The sequence below is a fragment of the Pseudoalteromonas sp. NC201 genome, from assembly GCF_002850255.1.
Classification (GTDB): Bacteria; Pseudomonadota; Gammaproteobacteria; order Enterobacterales; family Alteromonadaceae; genus Pseudoalteromonas.
In genome coordinates, this window is sequence record NZ_CP022522.1 from 574,006 (window position 1) to 598,802 (window position 24,797).

General features: G+C 46.3%; 18 protein-coding genes. 12 read left to right on the top strand and 6 right to left on the bottom strand.

The window, feature by feature from the left end; translation table 11 throughout:
- Positions 1–6: 6 nt before the first annotated feature.
- The 5 genes from PNC201_RS02495 to PNC201_RS02515 form a co-directional block, all read right to left on the bottom strand.
- Positions 7–555, bottom strand: a complete 549-nt coding sequence (locus PNC201_RS02495) for an HD domain-containing protein (protein WP_102056067.1) — start codon at positions 553–555, stop codon at positions 7–9.
- A complete protein-coding gene (locus PNC201_RS02500) occupies positions 552–1,970 on the bottom strand; it encodes an FAD-dependent oxidoreductase (RefSeq protein ID WP_102056068.1) in 1,419 nt (472 codons plus the stop codon). Before PNC201_RS02500 ends, PNC201_RS02495 begins: the two co-directional genes overlap by 4 nt.
- Positions 1,970–2,779: a phosphonoacetaldehyde hydrolase gene (gene phnX / locus PNC201_RS02505; RefSeq protein ID WP_102056069.1), complete on the bottom strand. Its 810-nt coding sequence runs from the start codon at positions 2,777–2,779 to the stop codon at positions 1,970–1,972. Before phnX ends, PNC201_RS02500 begins: the two co-directional genes overlap by 1 nt.
- Positions 2,780–2,796: 17 nt before the next feature.
- Complete coding sequence (locus PNC201_RS02510) at positions 2,797–4,143, bottom strand: DUF5690 family protein (protein ID WP_233525202.1); 1,347 nt, start codon at positions 4,141–4,143, stop codon at positions 2,797–2,799.
- An 85-nt stretch (positions 4,144–4,228) separates the two neighbouring features.
- On the bottom strand, positions 4,229–7,024 hold the full coding sequence (locus tag PNC201_RS02515) for a TonB-dependent receptor (RefSeq protein WP_102056071.1): 2,796 nt from the start codon (positions 7,022–7,024) through the stop codon (positions 4,229–4,231).
- Positions 7,025–7,266: 242 nt separating this feature from the next.
- On the opposite strand from PNC201_RS02515, the gene PNC201_RS02520 reads away from it, so the two are divergent.
- Positions 7,267–8,481: a cation:proton antiporter gene (locus PNC201_RS02520; protein ID WP_010605810.1), complete on the top strand. Its 1,215-nt coding sequence runs from the start codon at positions 7,267–7,269 to the stop codon at positions 8,479–8,481.
- A 175-nt stretch (positions 8,482–8,656) separates the two neighbouring features.
- The gene (locus tag PNC201_RS02525) at positions 8,657–10,321 is read left to right on the top strand and encodes an alkaline phosphatase (protein ID WP_102056072.1); all 1,665 of its coding nucleotides are present in this window, start codon (positions 8,657–8,659) and stop codon (positions 10,319–10,321) included.
- Positions 10,322–10,351: 30 nt separating this feature from the next.
- On the opposite strand, the gene PNC201_RS02530 is transcribed toward PNC201_RS02525, so the two are convergent.
- Entirely contained in the window at positions 10,352–13,447 is a 3,096-nt protein-coding gene (locus PNC201_RS02530; protein WP_233525203.1) for a bifunctional diguanylate cyclase/phosphodiesterase, read from the bottom strand.
- Positions 13,448–13,774: 327 nt separating this feature from the next.
- Between PNC201_RS02530 and mraZ the strand changes: the two genes are divergently transcribed.
- The 10 genes from mraZ to murG are packed head-to-tail and all read left to right on the top strand — an operon-like array spanning position 13,775 to position 24,795.
- Positions 13,775–14,233 carry a division/cell wall cluster transcriptional repressor MraZ gene (mraZ, locus tag PNC201_RS02535; RefSeq protein ID WP_010368661.1) on the top strand — a complete coding sequence of 153 codons (459 nt, stop codon included), beginning with the start codon at positions 13,775–13,777 and terminating at the stop codon, positions 14,231–14,233.
- 14 nt (positions 14,234–14,247) lie between these two features.
- A complete protein-coding gene (gene rsmH, locus PNC201_RS02540; RefSeq protein ID WP_039494187.1) occupies positions 14,248–15,180 on the top strand; it encodes a 16S rRNA (cytosine(1402)-N(4))-methyltransferase RsmH in 933 nt (310 codons plus the stop codon).
- Positions 15,180–15,503, top strand: a complete 324-nt coding sequence (gene ftsL, locus PNC201_RS02545; RefSeq protein WP_010368658.1) for a cell division protein FtsL — start codon at positions 15,180–15,182, stop codon at positions 15,501–15,503. Before rsmH ends, ftsL begins: the two co-directional genes overlap by 1 nt.
- Positions 15,500–17,314 (top strand): peptidoglycan D,D-transpeptidase FtsI family protein, encoded by a 1,815-nt coding sequence (locus PNC201_RS02550; protein WP_102056074.1) that lies wholly within the window; start codon positions 15,500–15,502, stop codon positions 17,312–17,314. The genes ftsL and PNC201_RS02550 overlap by 4 nt, the downstream gene beginning before the upstream one ends.
- Positions 17,307–18,770 (top strand): UDP-N-acetylmuramoyl-L-alanyl-D-glutamate--2,6-diaminopimelate ligase, encoded by a 1,464-nt coding sequence (gene murE / locus PNC201_RS02555; RefSeq protein ID WP_102056075.1) that lies wholly within the window; start codon positions 17,307–17,309, stop codon positions 18,768–18,770. The genes PNC201_RS02550 and murE overlap by 8 nt, the downstream gene beginning before the upstream one ends.
- Positions 18,767–20,161 (top strand): UDP-N-acetylmuramoyl-tripeptide--D-alanyl-D-alanine ligase, encoded by a 1,395-nt coding sequence (locus tag PNC201_RS02560; protein ID WP_102056076.1) that lies wholly within the window; start codon positions 18,767–18,769, stop codon positions 20,159–20,161. The genes murE and PNC201_RS02560 overlap by 4 nt, the downstream gene beginning before the upstream one ends.
- Positions 20,155–21,237: a phospho-N-acetylmuramoyl-pentapeptide-transferase gene (gene mraY, locus PNC201_RS02565; protein WP_010368649.1), complete on the top strand. Its 1,083-nt coding sequence runs from the start codon at positions 20,155–20,157 to the stop codon at positions 21,235–21,237. The genes PNC201_RS02560 and mraY overlap by 7 nt, the downstream gene beginning before the upstream one ends.
- On the top strand, positions 21,237–22,559 hold the full coding sequence (murD, locus tag PNC201_RS02570; protein ID WP_102056077.1) for a UDP-N-acetylmuramoyl-L-alanine--D-glutamate ligase: 1,323 nt from the start codon (positions 21,237–21,239) through the stop codon (positions 22,557–22,559). The genes mraY and murD overlap by 1 nt, the downstream gene beginning before the upstream one ends.
- Entirely contained in the window at positions 22,556–23,731 is a 1,176-nt protein-coding gene (ftsW, locus tag PNC201_RS02575) for a cell division protein FtsW (RefSeq protein ID WP_010368646.1), read from the top strand. The genes murD and ftsW overlap by 4 nt, the downstream gene beginning before the upstream one ends.
- Positions 23,728–24,795, top strand: coding sequence for an undecaprenyldiphospho-muramoylpentapeptide beta-N-acetylglucosaminyltransferase (murG, locus tag PNC201_RS02580; RefSeq protein ID WP_010605802.1), 1,068 nt, complete (start codon positions 23,728–23,730; stop codon positions 24,793–24,795). Before ftsW ends, murG begins: the two co-directional genes overlap by 4 nt.
- Positions 24,796–24,797 lie beyond the last annotated feature (2 nt).

Here is a 24,797-nt window from a genome sequence, read left to right on the forward strand (position 1 = left end):
ACTGGCCTAACTCGCCAAATAGGCTTCTATCTGGCTAAACCAATAGCTACTCGGCAAAACGGCTAAACTCGGATCTTTCCCTAAATCATCAAAACGACGCAGCGCGATAATAGCGTCCAATTCAGGTAGCTTGGAGAATGCCGCAAGTTCTACGCTGCTCATTTTTCCACCTTGTCTTGTTAGCGTTAATTGGCTGGCAGGAGAGAGCGTTTGGTAATACTCCTCATCAATACTGACCAGATAGCGTTTCGCATCTACGTGTTTGCGCACTAGCATTGTCACCGCGCGATCAAAGCCAAGCTGAGTTAAATGATCTGCCCCTAAATCGCCATGATTGCTATATCCTTGTGGGGTAAAGTCCGGGTTATTCTGAGATTGAGCAACAAAATGGCCAATATCATGTAAAAATGCAGCGATTTGAGTCGCTTGATCATAACCATTTTCTTTCGCGAGGGTGGCGCATTGCTCGGCATGATAAATTTGGCTGCATGCCTCGTCATAGGTGGCGTGACCATATTGCTCGAATAGCTGTTTTATTTGTGCAATGGCATTCACTTTATATACTCCTGCTTCACGTTCGGATCTAATTTTGCTGCGCTGCCACTAAGCTTGCTTAGCCAAACATCGAGTTTATGCGGTGGCGTGTTGTTATCCTCTGCGCTTTCTTTACGGCGAATGGCATTTCTCACCATTAAGGCCCCCGCGGTGCGAAATGGCTCGACGGGAAACTGTTTAAGCGTTTGGTTGACCAAGGCGCAGTGACGCCAGTCGTTATGTTGATTAAGCAGTAGACTCGCTAAGATTTGTCCACCTAAATAGGATTGCACCACGCCGTTGCCTGAGTAACCGCTGCCATAAAACACATTAGCTTGACCATTTAAATGACCAAAGAAAGGCATGCCAGAGACACTTCGGTCTGAGGGGCCGGTCCAAGTTCTGTCTATCTCGAGTTGGTGATGTGCAAAAAAATGGCTAAATGAGCGTTCAAGAATCGCTTGATAACGGCTAGCACGGTGAAAGGTGTTTCTCACTTGGTTATTGAAACTAAAATAATTCCCACCTTTGCCAAGCATTAATCGACCGCTTGAGGTGGTGCGGTAGTAATTCACAAAAATGCGTGCATCAATCACCGGAGCACCGTGGTTCAGCTTCATTGCTGCAAGCTTTTCAGGCGCTGGGGAGGTGATCGCCATATCGCTCGAAACCAACACCACGCTGCGAGAAAACTGCGGCAATAAGCTTGGTAGCCAAGCGTTAACGGCAAATACCAGCTGATTGGCTCTGATCTCGCCTTTGTCTGTGGTAATGGTTAGCGTGTCTTGGCCTTGGTGCTTTAGGTAGCGGGTGTGTTCAAATACTTTGACCCCAAGGGTTTTTGCCACCTTCATCAGTCCACGCACAAGCTTGGCGGGTTGAACACTACCGGCATGGGGGGAGTAAATTCCAGCAAGGTTGGCATTAGAGCCGGTTGCTTGCAACTGCGCTTCATCCAGTGTTTGCCACGCATTAAGCTGGTGTTGCTCGAGTAGGGTGGTAATGGGGCCAAAGGCATTACGCTGGCTGTGATTAGAAGCCGTATAGTAAGTACCATCAACGCGGCAATCACATTCAATCCCGTGTTTACTGGTAAAGGCTTTAATGTCATGAACGGCCTGCTCCGACTGGCGCACTAAAAAGCAGGCTTGTTCTAAGCCAAACTCTTTAATTAAGCTGGCAAACTTAGTCGACCATGTCAGCATAGCTCCGCCATTACGACCCGAAGCACCTTGTCCACAGAGGTCCTTTTCAATGATGGCGATATTCAGCTCAGGTTTTTGCTTTTTCAGCGTTATGGCTGTCCAAAGGCCAGTAAAGCCGCCACCTATGATACAAACTTGGGTATCTAACGCGCCATGAGACGGCGCGCTTGCTGCGGCTTCAATATCGGCTTGAGTGATTGCTTCATCAAACCAAAAAGGCTGAAAGCGCATTACGGGCGCTCTCCACGGGCAATACGAGCAGAAATATCCACCAAGACCATTTCGATGTCGGCTAGTGAGTCAATCACATAATGCGCACCGGCCTCGCCAAGCTGCTGATAAGCACTAAGGGAACGTGCACTTTGCTCTTCGTGACCGAGCGCAGTCCATTCTTCTTCGCTAAGCCCCACGGCATTACCCGTTAACGCAAGTCCTACGGTCCACATGCCGGCATTTAATCCCTCGCTAATTCCCGGCGCGGAATCATCGACTTTTACGCATCCTGACACGCGATTAATCCCAAGTCGTTGTACGTTTTCTAACGCCATCCAAGGGCCAGGGCGCGAACCTGCCGCACATTCATCACTGGCAACCACACTATCTGGCTGATAACCATAGTCGGCAGCGGCAGGCACTAGTACGTCCATCACAGGCTTGGGATACCCAGAACAACTACCAATCTTAACGCCTTGTTGTTGCAAGCGTTTGATCACCGCAAGCACGCCCGGAATGGGGGCTGCTCGGTCGGCGACTTTTGCCTGTTGAAGTGGCATAAAGGTTTGATAAATATGGTCAACATCTGCCGTACTCGGTGGCTGACCAAATTGGTTTATCCAGCGGGTGCGGACGCTGTCCATTTGTAGCAAGGTATTAATGTGATCCCATTTGCCCATTCCCATCGGGCCGCGCGCTTCAGCCAAGGAAATATCAAATTGATATGTTTGCTTAAATGCTTCAACAAAAATACTGGTAGGGGCAATCGAACCGTAGTCGACCACAGTACCAGCCCAATCCAAAATTAACGCTTCAATGTGTTTCATGTTGTTATGACTCCTAGCTAGGAAATATGTGATGAAAGTGCCGTGGCGCGTAGTTGCGTTGACGCCTTACGTGGTCGCTTTAATTTCACGGCAAAATAAATAATTGAACTCACTACGAGGGCGCTTGCGATAAACGCTACCCAATAGCAAGCCATGGTAAAGAAGTGCAGCCAGCTGAGCTCAGGTGTGGCAAAAGTTTTATAGAGCAAAATGCCAACTGAACCGATGTAGCCCGCCGAATCCGCCAGATAAATCAAAAACCCGGCGTTCGCAGTCGAACCAACCGCTGAGATCATGCGGTCAAACAAAAAGCAGTTATAGGGGATATAACTGATATAAAGACCAGCCCCGAGCAGTACCATCCAAGTTTTAGGATCGAGACTTTGGGTTTGGTATAAATACGTACTACCAGCCAGCAGTGAAGCCCCGAGTAAGACAAAGCCATGATTGGCAAAAAATGCGATGCGGTTATTTTTAATTAACACCAATGCGGCAAGCGCAATGAGTACGATAAAGGCGATGCGGATCCCGGCATAAGCAAAAATCGCGGGTTCTTGCCCATAACCTAAGGCCTGCCAGATCTCGGCTGAGAAGTTATCTCTAAAGTCACGAAAGCCGGTAAAGAGTAAAAAGCTAAGCACCAGTACGGTTATTCCAAACCAATACTGTTTAAAAAACGCTAGCCGTGCTTTGCCATCCATTGGCGCGCGCTTTTGTCGTAATTGTTCATCTTCTTGTGTAGGCTCAGGAATACTATTTAGACAAGCAACGCTAAGTACAAGCAGTGGTAGAAAAATCGCTCCGGTTGCCGCTGGCATCCACAGTTCAGGCACATTGAGTTCGGTTACCAGCCATTTGCCCACAGTTCTGACCAATCCAGAGGCAAGAATAAAAGTAACGCTGAGTACCGCACCTAAGATTTCGGTGGTTTTACGACCTTCTAAAAAGCTAAAAACCAAACCCCAGATCATGCCAAGGGAGAGGCCATTGGCAAACAGCCAAACCAGATTCCAGCCCGTAGGAGTGATGGCAAATAGCACCAGCGCGAGCTCGGCGGCTAAAATCATGGCCAAAATCGCACGACCGCGATAATGATGCTGCATTTCAGCAATCACTTTAACGCCGATAAATTTCGCGCATAGGTAGCCAAACACTTGCGAAAGGATCAGGGCAATTTTAAAGCTAACAACCCAGCTTGGGTCATCAAAGGCTTCATAGGTATTGACCGAAAATGGCTTACGAAAGGCGTACATACAAAAGTAAGTCATAAACGCACTGGTCGCGGCAAATAGTACAAAGCCGATACCTTGGGCGTCTTTTAGCCAGCGCGGGCGGGCGTTAAATAGGGTGATCTGCAACATCATAGGATCCTCGGTAATTCGAGGGCAATCCTTTGTGGATTGCCCGTCAACCGGTGTATACCAATCGGCTTAATCAAGTGAATTGGTATTAAAATTGGTAGTTAATGCCGACCATGCCGCGGATACCATAGTATTCCACCTGTAATGGACGACCCTGCTCACCTTGGTAGTACTGCAATGCTTCATTGGTGAGGTTACTTAGCTCTAGGTAAACTAACGTTTGTTCGTTAAGTTGGTATGACGTTGTAAAGTCCACGCTGGTATTGGCGCCATAGTAGCTATCCGATTGGCTATCGCCGCCGTGCTCTTCGATATAAGCACCTTTATGATTAAGTGCTATTCGAGCGGCAAAACGGGTGTCGTCGTAATACAGCGTAAAGTTGTAAAGCTCATTGGCCTGACGTGGAATGGCTACTTTTTCTGTGCGCTCTGGGATCTGCATTTCAGAGTCCATAAAGGTCGCATTGGTCATTACCCCAAAGTTGCTCAAACTGTCAGAAATAAAACCAAGGTCGCGGTTAAATGCCAGCTCAATGCCCGCAAGCCAAGCGCTATCGCCGTTTTCAGGACGGATGATGGTCACGCCTTGCTTGTTGTTGTAATTGCCAACGCTGGTGGCTTGGAAGATAGGGTCTTGGATATCTTTGTAGAATACCCCCGCAGAGACCAAGCCAACGCGGTCAAAATAATGTTCCACCATCAAGTCGAGATTATTTGAGTACGTAGGGTCGAGCGCTGGATTTCCTGAGTTAAGCTGATTGTCTTGCTCAAGGTAAGTTGCCCCTGGTGTTAATGAGCCAAAGTCAGGACGGGCAAAGGTGCGAGTTAGTGCAAGGCGATAATTGGTATCGTCATTGGCGCGATAGGTAACATGTAGTGCGGGTAATATTGACCAATAATCATTGCTGTTGGTGGTATCAACAACTTTGTCTTCGTCGGCTAAATAAGTGTAACCAGACACTTCGGTATCGGTGCGGGTAACGCGTAAGCCGCCTAATACTTCCCAGTTGTCGTTAGCTTGGTAAGTTGCCATACCGTAGAGCGAGGTGTGGGTTTCTTCAACATCGAAGTTTCTGCCCAGCGCTCCACCGTTGCTGATGAGTGCTGATTCACCCACATCTAGCTTGAACTTATTGCGATTTTGCGTCCAAAACTGGGCAAGAGCATCGGTGGAAGCCACCTGCGACAACTGCGTGCGATAATCAAACTTGGCTTCGCTTAAGTAATCGCTGCGACCGGGTTGATCGCTTAAGGCAAAGTCTGCAAGCGTTGGCGCTGCGCCATATTGTTCGCTGTCCCACGCGTAAAACTCGTCGGCAAAGTCAGCTTTACGGACTTTGTCACGGTATTTTGCCCCAAATTTAACGGCTAGCTGGTTATTGTATTGCCAGTCAAAGTCGGCATTGGCTACCAGTCTGTCTTTTTCGTTGACGTAGACTTTGTATAGCTCAACCCAAGACAAACCCATTTTGCTTGGATCGAGTGTAAAGCCCGAGGGGAAGTGATTGCTAATGGCGTTCCAAGGGTCACTGCCGCCGTCTACTTGGTTGTAGGCATAATTTTTACCGGTATCGCGGTCTTCAAGTCCAACATATCCAACCTCTTTTTGATCAAAACGGGCGACAAAATAGCTATTGTCTTCACTGTTGGGTTTGTCGCCATAGCGAAACTCATTTTCGTACGTGGCTAGTTGCCAAGAGAGCGTTTTATCAAAGCCAAAGTCATGTTCACCTGCAATTTCAAAGCCTTGCATTTCGGTGATGAGTTCGTTGCGAATATGCTGCAGCTCAGCACGGTCTTTATCAAAACGCAGCCTGTGCTTATAGTGGGTTTCATCATCAATCAGTGTGCCATATAGCGCGCTGGCGCTGAGCGTGCCGCTTTCAAGTTGATATTCCAGCGAGCCATTTAAGCCGTAAGTTTCACGGGTTCCGGTATAATCACGCAGCTCTAAACGGTAAATGCCTAAGCCATCGTTACCCCGGCGCGGCTCATAATTATCGGTTGCCCAATCACGCTGCCACGCTGTGGCGTTAATGATAAAACCTAGCTTGTCGTCGAGTAGACGGTCGCCATACACCACATTGGCAGAATAATTTGTACCATCGGCCAGTTCGTTTTGGCCCACAGCAAAGTTGGTTTTGAGGATAAAATCATCAGCGCCTTTTTTGGTCACGAAATTAACATTACCGCCAATCGCATCGCCTTCCATGTCGGGAGTGATAGCTTTAGACACTTCCACAAACTCAATCAATTCGCTTGGAAAAAAGTCGAACGCAGTGGCGCGGCTGGTGGTTTCCTCTTCTGCGGTTGGAAGGCGGTTACCGTTGATGCTGGCCGAACTCCATTGTGACGGTAAACCACGCACTGCAACAAAGCGGCCTTCACCTTGGTCACGCTCTATCGACACACCTGGAATACGTTGTACGGCTTCAGCGGCATTTCTATCTGGTAACTTACCAATCCCATCGGCAGAAATGATACTTTTGATATTACTGGCATTTTTTTGGTTATTTGCAGCGGCCATTGCGCCACGGAAGATTTGCCCAACCGTGACCACTTCTTCCATCGCTTGTTGATGGTTTAATAAGATTGGAGACAACGTAGTGACTTTGCCATCAGTTACTTCAACCTGTAGTTCTGTTTCCTGATAACCCATATATTTCACGACTAAGGTGTAGCGACCGGCATCCAGTTTTGGTAGTTCAAAGCGACCACGATAATCAGATACTGTGGATACATCTTGGCCTTTTACTGAGATAACAGCGCCAGAAAGATTACTTTGTGGGTCTTTTACAACACCAACGAGTTTACCTGTTGCAGCATATAAGCTGGGACTGGTGGCGAGTAACACGGCAGCAGCGATTTGGGTTAGTTTTTTCATTGCTCTTTTCTCAAAAGTTTGGGTTAAATTTCTGGTCTAGTCCAGTTTGTTGCAGATAGAGTAATGACGGTTTTTTACATTCCGATGACACAAAGGTGAAAAATTAACTAGCGCCTACTGCTCTTTGTTGTTTGATTCGCTTTAAAGGAGATAGGAGGATGTTGTTAGATGTTTGGCTTAACTGAATAAGATTTGTCATACTCGCGTTATCAGCGACAGGTTTTCAGTAAAGGAATGGCAACGTGATTTATGCTTTGATTGCGGCGATTGGACTTTCTCTTTTTATTTATAGCATTACAGCTCGACAACTAGATAGGGCGGAGCTCACCGCACCTATGTGGTTTGTGCTAACGGGCGGGGCGATAGGCTTTGTGCTTGGTAATATTGAAGGAGGGCAACAAGCTTTAGCGGTAGATATTAATGGCCTACAAACTTGGTTGCCGATTATTGAGTTGACGCTTGCGATTTATTTATTTTCCGATGCTGCAAAAACGCGATTACGGGTGTTATCTCACAGCTTTCAGTTACCGGTTAAATTATTACTCGGGCTGCCATTAACCATGGTATTTGGCGCGTGGGTGGCCCATGAGCTGTTCCAGTTATCTTGGTTGGCTTGCTTTTTAATTGCGGTGATCATCACCCCAACCGATGCCACTTTATGCAAAACCTTCATTCAGGATAAGTCTGTGCCCACCAGATTACGTGAGGCAATTAATGTGGAAAGTGGCTTGAATGATGGCCTATGTATTCCGGTATTTCTGTTTTTACTGGGAGTATTAGCTGAGCGAATGCAAGCGACGACCGAATCATTTGCTTGGATTTTTATACGCGAAGTGGGGATTGCACTCGTTGTCGCGGGGTTACTGACTGGGGTGATCATTTGGTTACTTAAACGCGCCTATCAACATCATTACTTTGCGTCTAAAACCAGCCCTTTTCTCTTTGTTGGCATCGCTTTTTTAGTTTTCTCGGTAACTCAAGCTTTGCATGGCAGTGGCTTTATTGCTGCATTTGTCAGCGGTTTGCTGTTTGATAAATATTATCGTGATGAGTTTAAAGATCAGCTTATCGAAGAAGGTGAGCACCTCGCCGAATTTGCGGCTTTTATGATCTGGATTGTGTTTGGTTTGTCGGCCAGTGTAGTGCTGCTAAACGTTACCCAATGGCAGGTTTGGGTGTACGCAGTGTTAGCAACTGCCATGTTTAGATTGATCCCGGTATTCCTCTGTTTGTTAGGTGGTGCACTGACAACCAAAGAGCGCTTTACGTTAGCTTGGTTTGGCCCCAAGGGATTGGCTTCGGTGGTGCTAACCTTAATGCTACTCAGCGAAGAGTTGCCAAATGGTTTGCAAATTACTCAAGTGGCAATGGCAACGGTGCTGTTGAGCATTTTTGTGTTTGGATTATCTAGTCGACCCATTTCTAAATTATTTACCAGTGCTTCTGGTCGAGAGTGATTACTCTAAATAACAATTGGTATAGCGTATGATTTCGTATCTGAATTGTACTGTTATATTGTAACTTGTTGTGAAATAAAATATTTTTTGTCACTTTGCTGAAATAAAAAAGTCATGTAACGCGCCTAGACTGTGCCCGCCTTACAGACAAATATTACGTTTCAGGAACAGTACAATGAATAAAAAGTTACTTACAGTTGCTATCTCTGCAATTCTACTTACCGCGTGTGATGACGATACAAAAACCGTTGAGGTGATCAAAGAAGTTGAAGTCATCAAAGAAGTACCAGTGCAAGAAGTGACACAAGTAAAAAATGTGATCCTTATGATCGGTGACGGTATGGGACCACAGCAAGTTGGCTTACTTGAAGAGTATGCTCAGCGCGCGCCAAACTCAACTTATAAAAACAAAGGCAATCAAACAGCGCTGTCTAAACTTGCTGCGGGTGGTCATTTAGGCCTTTCCATGAACGCACCACATGGCGCGACTGGCAGTCTAGTAACTGACTCTGCTTGTTCGGCAACTCAATTAGCAACCGGCCTTGCAGCAGGCTCAGAAATGATAGGCCTTGATGCCGATGGCAATAAAGTAGCGACTATCTTAGAAAAAGCCAAAGCCGCGGGTAAAGCGACGGGTCTTGTTTCAGATACGCGTATTACGCACGCGACGCCAGCGGCATTTGCTGCCCATATGCCGCATCGTTCATACGAAGCTGAAATCGCTGAGCAATTAGTTCGCTCTGGCAGCGTTGATGTGATGTTATCTGGTGGTGCTCGCGTATTTGTACCAAAGAGCACGCCTGACAATGCTGAAGTACAAGCACAACTCGACGCGCTTGGCATGCCTAGTAGCGTATATAAAAGCTCAAAGCGTGGAGATGAAACTAACCTAGTTGTTGAAGCAAAAGAGCAACATGGTTATGGCCTTGCTTTTGATAAAGCACAATTAAGCAGTTTTGAAGGCGAAAAAGTACTAGGTCTATTCGCAAACTCTGGTATGAGTGACGCAATTGCTTACAAAGCTTGTCAACAAAGCAACAGCTGTACTCAGCCTTCATTAAAAGAAATGACGGTGAAAGCGCTTGATATCTTGTCTAAAGATGAAGATGGCTTTTTCTTGATGATTGAAGGTGGTCAAATTGACTGGGCGGGTCATGCAAACGATGCAGGTTGGATGCTAAATGAGCTGCTTAAATTTGATGAAGCCGTTGAAGCTGTGCATGAATGGGTAAAAGACCGTAACGATACGCTAGTCGTTGTGACTGCAGACCATGAAACGGGTAGTTTTGGCTTTAGTTATTCAAAGCATGAGCGTCCTGAAGCACAAACGCTGTCTGGCGATGGTATGTATGTAAATGGTGTTGCTAAAGAATACCATCCTAAATTTAACTTTGGTCCACTTGCGCAACTAGACAAGCTTTACGCGCAAACAGGCACTTTCTTCGATATCCTTGCAGAAGCTGCGCCTGATGAAGCCTATGAAAATGTATCGGGTCCAACTTGGAAAGCGACCATTGAAGATATGACGGCTTACACGGTGACGCTAGATAATGCCGCAAAAGTCGGTCAGAGTGTATACGATGAAAATAGCGCAGATATGATCCCAGCGTTTGAAGACTTTAGTGACTTCTATGTATACGCCAAAGAGGATTACACCGGAAAAATTGCTCGCGCGATTGCCTCAGAGCAAAGTGTAGTGTGGGGTACTGGTACACATACGGCAGCGCCAGTACCGGTTTATACTTTTGGTCCTGCGGGCGTAACTAAGCAGTTCTCAACCATGCAGCACCATGTGGACGTTGCAAACAAAATGATGACTGCGCTTGGTTTAACTGAATAAGCCAAGCACCTAGATTTTAAGTAACTTCAGTTAAGCCACAGCAATGTGGCTTTTTTCTGTCATTAAGGTCAGAAATTCGCGTTGTGGTAGCGGCTTTGAATAGTAATAACCCTGACCAAAATCACATCCAGCCTGTTTTAATAGCTGATGCTGAGTCGCGGTCTCAACGCCTTCAGCGATGACTTTTAAGCCTAGGCGGTGAGCCATCAAAATAATGGTTTCACATAGGGTTAAATCGTCTGCATTGGTTGCAATGCCATCGACGAAGCGTTTATCAATTTTCACAAAGTGACAATCTAATTGTTTTAGATACGCGAGTGATGAGTAACCCGTGCCAAAGTCATCTAACGCAAATTGAAAACCTTGCTGCTTTAAGCGTTCAACTCGTTGTTTAGTGCGGCTATCATTGTGCATCATCATTCCCTCCGTAACTTCTAAAACCACGTGCTCAGGGGGGATCGCAAGCGTTGTGAGTTTGTCACTCCAGCTTGCTAAGGTGCAATTTTTAGCGGCAAATTGGACCGGTGACACATTGATGCTAATTTGTGTTGTATGGCCTAAGTGCTGTAGTTGTGTCAATGTATCAACAGACTGCGAAAATGCTAAATCGCCAATATGATGAATGAGCTGGGTTTCTTCGGCTAACGGAATAAACTCTGCGGGACTCACCATACCTTGCTCTGGGTGTCGCCAGCGGATCAAGGCCTCGGCTTTGGCGACGCGATTATCGTCAAGTGATACGATAGGCTGGTAGTGCATTTCAAATTGATTGTTATGCAGTGCAGTACGAATACCTTTGAGCATGTGCATTCTAGATTCTGCGACTTTGCGTAAAGCGTCATCAAAAATCACATAGCCGTTACGACCTTGCTGCTTTGCTCGATACATAGCTTGATCGGCAGCCTTTAATAGGGCTTCTGCACCATTACCATCTGTTGGTGCGGTGGCAATCCCCATACTTGCAGTGATATGGCATTGCTCATCTTGGATCTCAAAAGGCTGTTTGAATGCGGACTGGATCTGAGCTGCTAGTGCTTTGCACTTTGCTTTATGTTCGTCATCCTCCAACACAAAGACAAACTCATCACCTCCAATGCGGGATAAAAACGCATGCGGAGCCATACTCTTTAAACGTTGTGCGACTAACTTCAAGAGTAAGTCGCCGTAATAATGGCCTAATGTGTCGTTAATATCTTTAAAATTGTCGAGATCGAGTAATAACACGGCGGTTTGTTGTTGTCCGCTGGCAACCTGTTTTTTTAAGTGTTTTTTAAGTCCCACACGATTATGGAGATCGGTTAATTCGTCAAAATGTGCTTGTTTCCAGATCAGCGCATCTTTACGCTTTACTTCGGTAATATCGGTGAAGATCGCGACGCGGCGGTAGATCTCACGGTTGCTATCGTAAACGCTATCAATAGTCAGCCATTCGGTGTAAAGCTCGCCATTTTTCTTACGGTTGACAATCTCACCTTGCCAACGGCCGTGTTCGTTGAGCTGCTGCCACATCAATTCGTAAAAGCTACGGTCATGTTGACCCGATCCTAACATGGCAGTGGACTTACCCAGCACCTCTGAGCGTGAGTAACCAGTTACACGCGTAAAGGCAAGGTTGACGTCCAAGATAAAGCCATTGGCATCCGTGATGATCATACATTCGCTGCTATTGTTGTACACCAATGCTGCAAGGTTTAGTGCTTCTTCTTGATGCTTACGTTGGCTAATATCACGGAAAATCAACAACGCCTGTGGATGTGACTCAATGGCACATAGGCGACATTCAACCACTTGATTACTGGTTGGTGAAAACTCAAGTTGCACATAGGTTTTGTCATTCAACAGCGCAAGCTCTGCGCGGATCCGTTTATAGATATGTTCTGGGAGCAATTCCCTAAGCGTTTGTGCTTTGTCTGTGTAATCGCCATAACGAGATAAGATCTGAGCCTGTTGATCTAAGCGCACATAGCTATCGGGGAGTGCATTAATCAGGGCTTTTACAACGGCAAGTCTATGATTTGCATTGTCTTCAGCGGCTAAGCGTGTTTGCGCCATATGAGCAAAACGCTCGGCGATATGCTCAAATTCACTGGGCACTTTGGTTGCGTTAAAACGGCGATCTTGCTTGCCCGATTCAAGTTGTGCAATAGCATGCTTGAGTGCGCCTAGCGGTTTTAAAAGTTGTTGCTTTAATTGCCAATGTGTTTGCCAAAACAAAATAGACACAAGCGCCAAAAATATTCCTAGAAAGAGTGCAAAACGCTTATCTATGCTGCTCAACTGGGACTCAAAATCGAAACTAAAGTAGATTTGTAACGCTCGGTTGCTGTTATTGAGTGATTGCTTTACATACACCAAGCGATTGCCTTCTGGGGTGTTTAGTAGCGTCGCCTGTGTGCCTAAATTGCTTGGCCAAGAACTGCTAACAGCACGGCCAAGTTCTGCATTTGCTGCTGGGTATTGCGCAATGATTTGCGCTTTAGCGTCGGCAATCATTACCCGAGTACCAACAGGAAGAGGCAGTTTTGCAAGGGTCTGGCTCCAATGCGTTAAGCCTTTGACCGCGACAAGCATAAATAAAAATTGCTGTTTATCATCGTAAATTGGTAGCGCGAAGTTGACTGTTGCACGCTGCATGCTGCGGTCAATTTGATACTCACCAATACTAAACTGGGCAGTGCGCATTGCGGTTTTAAAGTAACCACGATCGGCAATATTGATCTCGCGTTGATCTGCTTGATGCGTAGTACAAAGTACGTTCCCTTGTGCGTCAACTATGCCAAGGTTAGCTAGGTTGGGGCTGAGCAGCATCGCGTGATAAAGCAGCGGCGGGCATTTGCCGTGCTCTACGGTAAGATGATCAATACGGGTCGACAGTTGCTGTAAGACTTGTTCTGTATCTGCGAGCTCTACCTGCTGGATCGCCGCAACTTGTTTGGCGTAATGCAGCGCCTGTTGTGACTGTTGTGTTAATGCCTGCTGACGTTGCTCACATAATAGAAATAAAATAATGATCAGACATGGCAAGCACAGTAGAACGAGTAAGCGATAAAATCGAAACTGTATTGAAGATTTCAGAATAATCCCACCTATGGAGCTGATCAGAGAGCGCGAATGATACCGAATCAAGTTAGGACAACCAAGCAAATTTGCATAAATAATTCAGCTGCAAAAGCATCACTGAGCAAGGGCTAACAGATAGAATTTTTAATTTCTAAATTGAAAGTATGATGTGATTATCCGGTCAAAAAAAATGGCATTTTTTCATCTCTCCACTTTTTTCCACAAAATTCATGATCTTCCACAAATCCCGCGATTTTTCTGGCTTTCAAAGGTGTTAAAGGTACCGACTGAGCTTGACAAAAGTGCTTGTCAAGCCCTAGACTGTTCTTCTGTGGTAAAAAGTGGGTTTTAGTGGATCAAACTGGATCAACTAACTTAGAAATAGGATCACGCATGTTTCGAGGTGCAAGTTCGCTAGCTTTGGATGACAAAGGGCGTTTTGCGGTGCCGACTAAGTACCGTCAACCGCTGCTGTCTGAAGATCAGGGAACCGTTATTTGTACTATTGCGATCAACGAACCGTGCTTATGGCTCTACCCACTCTCCGAATGGCTAGAAATTGAGACCAAACTAAGTCGCATCTCTAACACCAATCCCAGGGTGAGACGCTGGCAACGGATGTTGCTAGGTCATGCTACAGAATACCAACTAGACAAAAATGGCCGGATTTTACTGGCGCCTTCATTGCGGTCCCATGCGCAATTAGGCAAAAAGATCATGCTAGTTGGGTTACTCAATAAATTTGAAATTTGGGACGAAGAACGCTGGTATCAGCAAATGCAGGCAGATACCGAAATTGAACACTCAGGAAACTTTGAGGAAAGCCCTGAATTGGAAAACTTTTCCTTGTAGGGGTAAACAAATTAATGAGCGAAGAGTTTAAGCATATTTCGGTATTAATGACCGAAACCCTAGATGCCCTAGCAATTAACCCTGAAGGTATATATATCGATGGGACGTTTGGTCGTGGTGGGCATTCAGGTGAAATCCTCAAAAGGTTGTCGACTGGGCGTTTACAAGCCATAGATCAAGACCCTCAAGCGATTAAAGCGGCTGAAAAGTTTGCTGATGATACACGTTTCTCTATAGCGCGAAGCCGCTTCTCGCAAATTAAATCTGTCGCGGAACAAGCCGGTATCTTAGGTCAGGTTGATGGCATCTTGTTGGACATTGGTGTGTCTTCACCTCAGCTTGATGATGCAGACCGTGGCTTTAGCTTTATGAAAGACGGGCCACTGGATATGCGTATGGATCCCGACTCAGGTCGCAGCGCTGCACAGTGGCTAGCTGAAGCAGAGCTTGAAGAAATGGTGTTTGTGATCAAAAAGTATGGCGAAGAAAAGTTTGCCACTCGTATTGCTCGTAAAGTCATTGAAGTACGTGAGCACACCGCGATTACAACGACGGCGCAATTAGCGCAACTGATAGATGAAGCTGTGCCTGTCAAGGACAAACATAAGCATCCTGCAACTCGTACTTTCCAAGCTATTCGTATTTATATTAACAGCGAGTTAGAAGAAATTCAGACTGCATTGCAAGCGTCACTTGAGGTGTTAAAACCTGGTGGTCGGTTAGTGGTGATCTCGTTTCATTCTCTAGAAGATCGCATTGTAAAGCAGTTTATCAAGAAGCAGAGTAAGGGAGAGGCGATACCCAGAGGTCTGCCTTTAACGGATGAACAACTTAAACAAAATCTCACCTTAAAGGCAGTGGGTAAAGCCATTAAGCCTAGCGATGCAGAGATTGCACAAAATCCACGCTCGCGAAGCTCAGTATTAAGAGTGGCGGAGAAGCTCTAATGAATGCAAGTAAGCAACGTCAACCAAATCTATTTGTAGAAATAGGCTATTACATCATTGCTAATAAGTTGACGGCATTCTTGCTACTTACGATTTTGATTTCTGCACTCGCGGTAGTGCAAATTACCCATTTAACTCGCCAGCAATTGATACAGCAGGATGAGCTATTACAACAGCGCGATGAGTTAGACCTACAATGGCGTTACCTCGTTGTGGAAGAAGAGTTTTACTCTCAGCATGCAAGGATAGAAGAGATAGCCAAGATGCAGTTAGAGATGAAACGCCCAACCAGTAAAGATGAACAGGTGATTGTGCTGCCATGAATAAACAAAAGCAAAAAACTCAATCTATTATCACCTGGCGCTTTGCTCTAGTTTGCGGCGTGATGCTCACCGTTTTTATGACGCTTGTTGCACGCGCTGCATTTTTGCAAGTAATTGAGCCTGATAAGGCAATTGAAGAAAATGATAAGCGCACCGTACGGGTTGAGAAACTCAATGTCCAACGAGGCATGATCTTCGACCGCAATGGCAAAGAGCTGGCAGTGAGTGTGCCGGTTGTGAGCGTTTATGCAGATCCCCTTGCCATTGATAAGGCACTTGCCAAAAAAGTGTTACGTAAAGCCCGTAAAGAAGGTGAAGATTATAAAGCGTTAGAGCAAAATGATGCTGAGCTGAAAATACGGAAACAAGCTTGGTACGATGATGAGCTCAGGTGGAAAGAGCTTGCAGATGTACTCAGACTCAAACCAGAAAATGTCGATGAACGGCTTAGGGGAGACCCAAGCCGTCGTTTTGTCTATTTGAAGCGTCAAGTGACGGCGGTTGTTGCCAACTATATTCGTCAAATGCGCCTGCCGGGCGTGCACTTGCTTGACGAGTCCAAACGTTTTTACCCAAGCGGCGAAGTAACAGCGCACATGATTGGTGTAACCGATATTGATGGCAAAGGTATTGAAGGCGTCGAGCGTATGTTCGACTCTGCATTAACCGGTACGGCTGGTAAACGCACCATTCGAAAAGATGCGCAAGGTCGTGAAGTACAAGTACTTTCAGAAGAACAGCGTGTCGAGCCAGAAGATGTTTACCTGAGTATTGATTTACGGATCCAAGCCATTGCCTACCGCGCGTTAAAGTCGGCGGTACTGAGCTATAAAGCTACCTCTGGTTCGGCGATAGTTGTTGATGTACACACTGGCGAAATTTTAGCTTTGGTGAATAGCCCAAGCTTTAATCCTAACGATCTAAGTACTGCCGCACCTTATAAACGTCGCAATCGTGCTATGACTGACCTATTTGAACCCGGTTCAACCTTAAAGCCTTTAGCGGTATTGGCTGGTTTAAATTATGGTGCAGTTAAGGCAACAGACACGATAGATACTTATCCGGGCTGGATGAACTTAAGCGGTGGCTTAGTGAAAGACACTCGCAACAATGGTGAGCTGAGCTTAAGAGAGATCCTTAAAATCTCCAGTAACATGGGAGTTGCGAAGATCTCGCAGATGCTGCCAAAAGAGTATTTTATCAATCTATACCAACAAGTGGGTTTTGGTGAGCCAACGGGCTCAAACATGATTGGTGAAAGCGCAGGTCTATTTTATCCAAACCGCCGTTGGTCTAATTTTGAAATCGCAACACTCTCTTACGGTTATGCGGTATCAGTAAGCACCGCACAAATGGCAAGACTTTACGCCATGTTTGGAGCCGGTGGTATCTTGCGACCACTTACAATAGTGAAGCAGGATGAAATTCCTGAAGGTAAGCGTATTTTTAGCGAGCAAGATACGCATGCTGTGGTAGAGATGATGGAATCTGTGTTCGAACGTGGTGGTACCGCTCGTAATGTTAAAGTTGATGGTTATCGTGCCGCTGGTAAAACAGGTACTTCAGAAAAAGCCGTGGCGGGTGGCTATGGTGATGAGTACGTTGGTTACTTTGCGGGCGTTGCACCAGTAAGCGACCCAAGGCTTGCGGTTGTGGTGATGGTCAATGAACCAGCGGGAGACGTTTACTATGGCGGTCAAACCGCAGGACCTGCTTTTGCTGAAATCATGTCTAATGCATTGAGAATTCTAAACGTAGCACCTGATAAAGAGCGTGTGGCTTATATTTCTGGAGCAGATAACGATGCGTGATCTGGCTCAGGTACTCAGTGATTACGGTGTCAATATTGCCCCAATTGAGGTTGAGCATCTACGTATAGATAGCCGAGCGGTTGAGCCGGGTGATTGTTTTGTTGCATTACAAGGTCATGCCCAAAACGGTGCTAAATATGCCGCCAGTGCCGTTGCGCAAGGCGCTAAATGTGTGCTTGCAGAAACGGGAAGTGAGCTTAATATTGCACCAGAGCAAGCGATTTTTATCGATAATCTTGCTGATAAGTTGGCAGCAATTGCAGCGCAGTTTTATGCATACCCGAGTAAAAAGCTCAAACTCACAGGCGTTACTGGCACCAATGGTAAATCTACCACGACAGCGATGATTGCCAATTTAGCCAGCCTAATCGGTAGTGCCGGGGCTGTGATAGGTACGCTTGGTTATGGCCAGCCAGAGAGTCTTATTCCGCTGGCAAACACCACGCCGTCAAACGTAGATTTACAACGTATTTTGGCGTTTTTACAGCAACAGTATGATCAAGTCGCGATGGAGGTCTCTTCCCATGGCTTGGTGCAAGGTCGAGTTGACGAATGCGACTTTGATGTGGCTGTTTTCACCAACTTGACGCGCGATCACTTAGATTATCACGGTGATATGCAAAGCTATGCAGAAGCTAAGAAACTGCTATTCACTCGCTGTGCGCCAAATCACAAAGTCATCAATATTGACGATGAAGTGGGTGCAAGTTGGGCCGCTGAGTTTAATGACGATACAGTGGTTGTTTACGGTCGCTGGACTGAAAAAAATAGCTACCAACAATATGTATTCTTTGATGCCGTGTCGGCACACCCAAATGGTTTGACGGCGACATTAAAAACCAGCTGGGGTGAATGTGAAGTCAGTGTGCCACTGTATGGTGAGTTTAATCTTTATAATTTAGCTGCTGCGATTGCGACTTTACTATTGCAAGGCGCAAGTCTTGAAGCATTAAGCGAAGCTTGCAGCCAGCTCGCGCCAGTTGCAGGCCGCATGCAGCCATTTAGTGCCCCTGAAAAGCCTACGTGTATTGTTGATTATGCCCATACCCCAGACGCTTTGGCACTTGCACTACAAGCCTTGCGAGCACATGTTCCGGGCAATCTTATCTGTGTGTTTGGTTGCGGTGGTGATAGAGATAAAGGTAAGCGTCCTGAAATGGCGCGAGCTGCAGAGAAATATGCAGATAAACTGGTGATCACCAGTGATAATCCACGAAGCGAAGATCCCAATTTAATCATTGACGACGTTAAGGCAGGACTCATCCACCCTGAGTATGCTGTCTGCCAGCCAGATAGAGGGCTAGCCATTCAACACGCGATAGACCTAGCTGATGAAAACAGCGTGGTGCTGATTGCGGGGAAAGGGCACGAGGATTATCAAATTATAGGTACTGAGCGCATTGATTTTTGTGATAGGCAATGCGTTGCAGCGATTTTACGAGGGGAAAAGGCATGATCAAGATGGATTTTTCTTGGCTTGCAGCAGTCTTAAAAACCCCTTACGACGGGGAGAATTTGGCAGTCGCCAATATTAATACTGATACCAGAACAATACAGTCTGGAGAGGTATTTCTAGCACTTAAAGGGCCTAACTTTGACGGCCACCGTTTCTTGGGGGTGGCCAAAGCACACGGTGCTATCGCAGCTATTGTTTCTGAGCACGATGAAGATATCGATTTACCACAGTTTGTTGTTACAGATACGCGCATTGCTTTAGGCCAAATTGGCCGAGCAGTGATTGAAACTGTCGCCCCTAAAACCATTGCAATTACCGGCAGTGTCGGTAAAACCACAGTGAAAGAAATGTGTGCGGCGATTTTGGCGCAAAAAGGCAAAGTCCTTGCGACGAAAGGTAATTTTAATAACGACATCGGGGTACCGTTGACGTTATTGCGCTTAAGTGAAGATGATGAATATGCGGTGATAGAACTCGGCGCTAACCACTTGGGTGAAATTGCTTATACCACTGCATTAGTAAGTCCAGACGTGGCGACAGTATGTAACGTCGCACCAGCCCACATCGAAGGGTTTGGTTCAATTGATGGCGTAGGAAAAGCGAAAGGTGAGATTTTCTCAGGCCTAAAAGCTGACGGTGTCGCAGTCATCAATGCGGATAGCGATTATGCTCAGATGTGGCAGGAAAGCTTAGCTGTTTCTAAAGTGAAACGTTATAGCTTAAATGCTCAGCTTGATATTTGGGTGGAAGCAATTGAGTTGGATGAGCTAGCTCGCCCTACCTTCACGCTATGCCTGGGAGAAGAGCGTACCACCATTAGTTTACCGCTTAGTGGCCAGCACAACGTTGGCAATGCGTTGATTGCGGCTGCATTGACAACCGAGCTTGGCGCAAGCTTAAGTGAGGTGGCAACGGGTCTTGGAAAAATGGCTGAAGTAAAGGGCCGTGTCAACATGATCCAAGTCTCGGACACGTTGCGTGTCGTCGATGACACCTACAATGCAAACGTGAAATCTGTCAACGCGGCGATTGATTTACTGGCGTCTATGTCTGGCTATAAAGTATTGGCGTTGGGTGATATGGCAGAACTGGGTGAAGATGCTCGCGAATATCACCGTGAAGTCGGCGAGTATGCTAAGCAGCAAGGCATTGATGAATTGTTTTCATTGGGGGTGCTGAGTAGCAGCGCTAGCAATGTATTTGAAAAGCCAAATCGTCATTTCTCGACTCGCGAGAACTTAATGAAGGCGTTACGGGTTGTATTGGCCGAGCAATCAGGACAATGCACCGTTATCGTTAAAGGATCACGTAGTGCGCGGATGGAACTGCTCGTTGAAGAATTAGTAAACGCTGGCCAGTCGGATAGCGAGACAGGAGAAGTATCATGTTAGTTTGGCTAGCCGAGTATCTTACCCAATATTATTCTGGGTTTAACGTATTTTCTTACCTTACGTTGAGGGCGATTTTAGGCATTTTAACGGCCTTAATGATTTCGTTGTATTTTGGCCCTAAACTCATCGCTGCATTACAGCGCATGCAGATTGGTCAGACCGTACGTGATGATGGCCCTGAATCGCACTTGTCTAAGTCGGGTACCCCAACTATGGGTGGACTGTTAATTCTGGCTGCGATCTTTACCAGTACGCTACTGTGGGGCGACCTTAGCAACAAATATGTATGGGTGACGTTATTTGTCATTGGCAGCTTAGGTATTGTTGGGTTTGTGGATGATTACCGCAAGGTGATCAGAAAAGACAGTAAAGGCCTAATTGCACGTTGGAAATACTTTTGGCAGTCGGTTATTGCGATATCTACGGCGGCATTTTTGTACTTTACGTCTACCAGCGCTGCGGAAACCACGCTAGTCGTGCCATTTTTGAAAGATGTATTACCACAACTTGGTTTGTTCTATTTGGTCATGAGTTACTTTGTGATTGTGGGTACGTCAAACGCAGTTAACCTGACTGATGGTTTGGATGGTCTTGCCATTGTTCCGACCATTTTGGTTGCCTCAGCACTCGCGATTATTGCTTACGTTACTGGTAACGCGAATTTCTCAAGCTATCTGCATATTCCTCATTTACCACTCACGAGTGAACTGGTTGTGGTATGTACGGCGATTGTTGGTGCAGGCCTTGGTTTCTTATGGTTTAACACCTATCCGGCACAAGTTTTTATGGGCGATGTGGGTTCATTGGCGTTGGGTGGTGCACTCGGGATCATCGCTATTTTAGTACGCCAAGAGTTAGTGCTTATCATTATGGGCGGTGTATTTGTGATGGAGGCATTATCCGTGATTTTACAGGTAGGGTCTTACAAACTCAGAGGTCAGCGGATCTTTAGAATGGCCCCGATTCACCACCATTACGAATTAAAAGGATGGCCTGAGCCGCGCGTGATAGTCCGTTTTTGGATCATCTCGATTATCTTGGTTTTGGCCGGTCTTGCGACGTTGAAGATTAGATAATGACGTATATTGAGCAATTACAGAAAAAACATGTCACGGTACTGGGACTTGGAGTCACAGGACAGGGGATTGTGCGTTTTCTGCTGTCGCACGGTATAAATCCAAAAGTGGTTGATAGTCGTCCAGTACCTCCGGGCTCGGACTGGCTAAGTCACAACGCACCTGAATGTGAAGCGGTATTTGGCAATCTTGCTGATGCCGCTTTGGCGCAAACGGATCTGATTATCATCAGCCCAGGGATCCCGTTATTTGAACAAAGCGTTGCCGCTGCCATTGCCGAAGGCGTTGAAGTCATCGGCGATATTGAGCTATTTGCACGCCTCAATACCCGTCCAGTGATTGCCGTTACGGGCTCTAACGGTAAGTCCACCGTTGTTACGCTCGCGACAGAAGTATTGAAAGCCGCTGGCTTAAAAGTTGGGCTTGGCGGCAATATTGGCACGTCTGTGCTGTCGTTGTTAGAGCAGCCGCATGATGTTTATGTGCTTGAGCTGTCTAGTTTTCAGCTTGAAACCACTCATAGCTTGGCTTGTTTGTCGGCAATGATCCTCAATATTACTGAAGATCACATGGATCGCTATCCTGATTTTCAAGCTTATATTGAAGCGAAGCAACGTATTTACCAGCATGTTGAACATATTGTCTTTAATGCTGAAGATCATTATACCTTTGCGCAGCATGGGCAAGGCAGCAGTGTATCTCTCACTGAGGGGGATTATCACTTAATGACCTTTGACGGTGAGGCGTATTTCGCACACAAACAAACACCACTGCTAGCGGTAAAAACGTTGGCGATGGTGGGGCGACATAATCAATTTAACGCCTTGGCGGTATTAGCATTATTAGCGCCGATGCAATTGCCTATGCAGGTATTTGCCAGCGCGTTTGCGAGTTTCACGGGGTTACCTCATCGTTGTCAGTTGGTTGCCGATGTTGCTGGGGTTCGTTACTTCAACGATTCGAAGGCAACGAATGTTGGCTCGACGGTCGCCGCTATTGATTCTTTAGCTTCAGGTCGCAAAAATATTATTTTGATCGTGGGTGGTGATGCGAAAGGGGCAGATCTTTCACCACTCAAGACGCCACTCACTACGCATTGCAAAGCGCTATTTTGTTTCGGACAAGACGGCGCACAGTTTATGCCACTGCTGCGCAATAGCCATCAAGTCAACAATTTGGAAGAAGCCGTGTTGGCGGCAAAAACGATAGCGACTAATGGTGATATTGTATTATTAGCACCAGCCTGCGCCAGCATAGACATGTATCCAAACTATATGGCGCGTGGGGATGAGTTCGTCCGTTTAGTGGGGGAACATGCTTGATTAACGTCGCTGATATCAAAGAGGCGCTAACGCCTCGCCAGTCCGAGAGCTTATTTGACGTACCTTTGATGTACTGCATGCTCATGCTCATTGGAGTGGGATTTGTGATGGTGACAAGTGCTTCTATGCCGGTTGCCGAGCGACTATTTGATAACCCTTTTCACTTTACCATTCGCCACGTTATCTTTTTAGTGGGCTCGTTTATTCTCTTTTGGTTCGCGACAAGTGTGCCAATGACTTGGTGGAAACGCAGTAATCCATATTTGCTGCTTTTTGGCTTGGTACTGTTAGTGGCGGTACTTATTATTGGTCGCGAAGTAAATGGTGCAAGACGCTGGATCCCGCTTGGTCCTTTTGGTTTGCAAGTAGCAGAGGCATCTAAGCTATTTTTCTTCAGCTATATTGCCGGCTACTTGGTACGTAAACGCGATGAAGTACAAGAAAACATCAAAGGCTTCGCCAAACCAATGATTGTGTTTGCGGTGTATGCGTTCTTAATTTTGATGCAACCAGATTTAGGTACTGTGGTAGTCATGTTTGTGACGACCGTTGGCCTGTTGTTTTTAGCCGGTGCAAGGCTTTGGCAGTTTTTTACCTTAATGCTTACCGGTGTCTCTTTGGTGGTACTGCTTATCATCATTGAGCCATATCGTATGAAGCGTGTCGTGGGCTTTTTAAACCCTTGGGAAGATCCATTTGGCGCCGGTTATCAATTGGTACAATCCCTAATGGCATACGGCCAAGGTGGCTGGTTTGGTCAAGGCTTGGGTAATAGCATACAAAAGCTACAGTATTTGCCGGAAGCACATAATGACTTTATTTTTGCTGTAATAGCGGAAGAACTGGGCTTTATTGGGGTATTTAGCATTATTATTGTACTCGGCGTATTGGTTACTCGAGCGCTTTTTATCGGGCAAAAGGCCCTTAAAGCAGGTAAAGAATACGAAGGGTATTTTGCCTTGGGCATTGGTATTTGGTTTGCCTTTCAGGCAGTCGTTAATATTGGTGCGAGCGCTGGCATTTTACCCACTAAAGGTTTAACACTGCCATTTGTTTCTTACGGTGGCTCTAGCCTTTGGGTGATGACAATTGCGGCAGGCATTCTACAACGTATAGATTTTGAGACAAAAATGTCGACAAGGCAGGCAACATCCCGTGGAGGTAGGCGATGACAAAACGTCTTCTAGTGGTCGCGGGCGGTACAGGTGGACATATTTTTCCAGGTATTGCAGTGGCACAATTTTTACAGGCGCAGGCTTGGCAAGTGAGCTGGGTTGGCACTGCGGACCGAATGGAAGCCGATGTGGTGCCGCGTTACGGTTTTGAAATTGATTTTATTGCCATGAAAGGCGTCCGTGGTAACGGGGTCAAACGATTACTAACCGCACCATTTATGGTTTTAAAAGCGATACTTGCAGCAAAGCGTATTTTACAACAGCGCAAACCTGATGTGGTGTTAGCCATGGGCGGTTATGTAACTGGCCCTGTAGGTGTTGCTGCGAAACTGCTTGGGATCCCTTTGGTGATCCATGAGCAAAATGCGGTTGCGGGTATGAGCAATAAGTTGCTGGCGAAAATTGCAAGTCGCGTATTAGCGGGTTTTCCCGGCGCATTCAATGAAAAGCTCGCTCAGGTTGTGGGGAATCCGGTACGTGCAAGTGTTGCTGAGATTAGCGATAAACCCGTTTCAGTGCCGTTAAATCTATTAATTGTCGGTGGTTCATTGGGAGCAAAAGCACTGAATGAAACCGTGCCAGAAGGACTCAAGTTACTAAAGCTACAGGTGGCCAGTATCGGATTAAATATTCGCCATCAAAGCGGTAAACATAACCAAGACGATACACAACAACGATATGAAAGTGCAGGCATTAATGCTGAGGTCAGCGAGTTCATTCATGATATGGATGCCGCATACGCTTGGGCTGACTTGGTTATTTGCCGTGCCGGTGCGCTTACCGTGAGTGAAATAGCCGCAGCTGGGAAAACGGCGATTTTTGTGCCTTTCCCACATGCCGTTGACGATCACCAGACGGCTAACGCGCAATTTTTAGTGTCGGCTGGGGCTGCTTATATATTACAGCAAACTGCACTGACGCCAGAAACGCTAGCAACGACACTGCAGCCACTTGTTATTGAGCCGCAAAAAATTGCGACCATGGCAGCAAAAGCGAGACAATGCGGTAAGTCGGAGGCAACAGCGAAAGTTGCCCAAATTTGTACAGAATTATCGAACTAGGA

Coding starts and splice junctions, on each gene's coding strand:
- rsmH (WP_039494187.1), top strand. CDS start 14,248: ATGAGCGAAGAGTTTAAGCATATTTCGGTATTAATGACCGAAACCCTA.
- PNC201_RS02550 (WP_102056074.1), top strand. CDS start 15,500: ATGAATAAACAAAAGCAAAAAACTCAATCTATTATCACCTGGCGCTTT.
- mraY (WP_010368649.1), top strand. CDS start 20,155: ATGTTAGTTTGGCTAGCCGAGTATCTTACCCAATATTATTCTGGGTTT.
- PNC201_RS02525 (WP_102056072.1), top strand. CDS start 8,657: ATGAATAAAAAGTTACTTACAGTTGCTATCTCTGCAATTCTACTTACC.
- murE (WP_102056075.1), top strand. CDS start 17,307: ATGCGTGATCTGGCTCAGGTACTCAGTGATTACGGTGTCAATATTGCC.
- murD (WP_102056077.1), top strand. CDS start 21,237: ATGACGTATATTGAGCAATTACAGAAAAAACATGTCACGGTACTGGGA.
- phnX (WP_102056069.1), bottom strand. CDS start 2,779: ATGAAACACATTGAAGCGTTAATTTTGGATTGGGCTGGTACTGTGGTC.
- PNC201_RS02500 (WP_102056068.1), bottom strand. CDS start 1,970: ATGCGCTTTCAGCCTTTTTGGTTTGATGAAGCAATCACTCAAGCCGAT.
- mraZ (WP_010368661.1), top strand. CDS start 13,775: ATGTTTCGAGGTGCAAGTTCGCTAGCTTTGGATGACAAAGGGCGTTTT.
- ftsL (WP_010368658.1), top strand. CDS start 15,180: ATGAATGCAAGTAAGCAACGTCAACCAAATCTATTTGTAGAAATAGGC.
- PNC201_RS02515 (WP_102056071.1), bottom strand. CDS start 7,024: ATGAAAAAACTAACCCAAATCGCTGCTGCCGTGTTACTCGCCACCAGT.
- PNC201_RS02510 (WP_233525202.1), bottom strand. CDS start 4,143: ATGATGTTGCAGATCACCCTATTTAACGCCCGCCCGCGCTGGCTAAAA.
- murG (WP_010605802.1), top strand. CDS start 23,728: ATGACAAAACGTCTTCTAGTGGTCGCGGGCGGTACAGGTGGACATATT.
- PNC201_RS02560 (WP_102056076.1), top strand. CDS start 18,767: ATGATCAAGATGGATTTTTCTTGGCTTGCAGCAGTCTTAAAAACCCCT.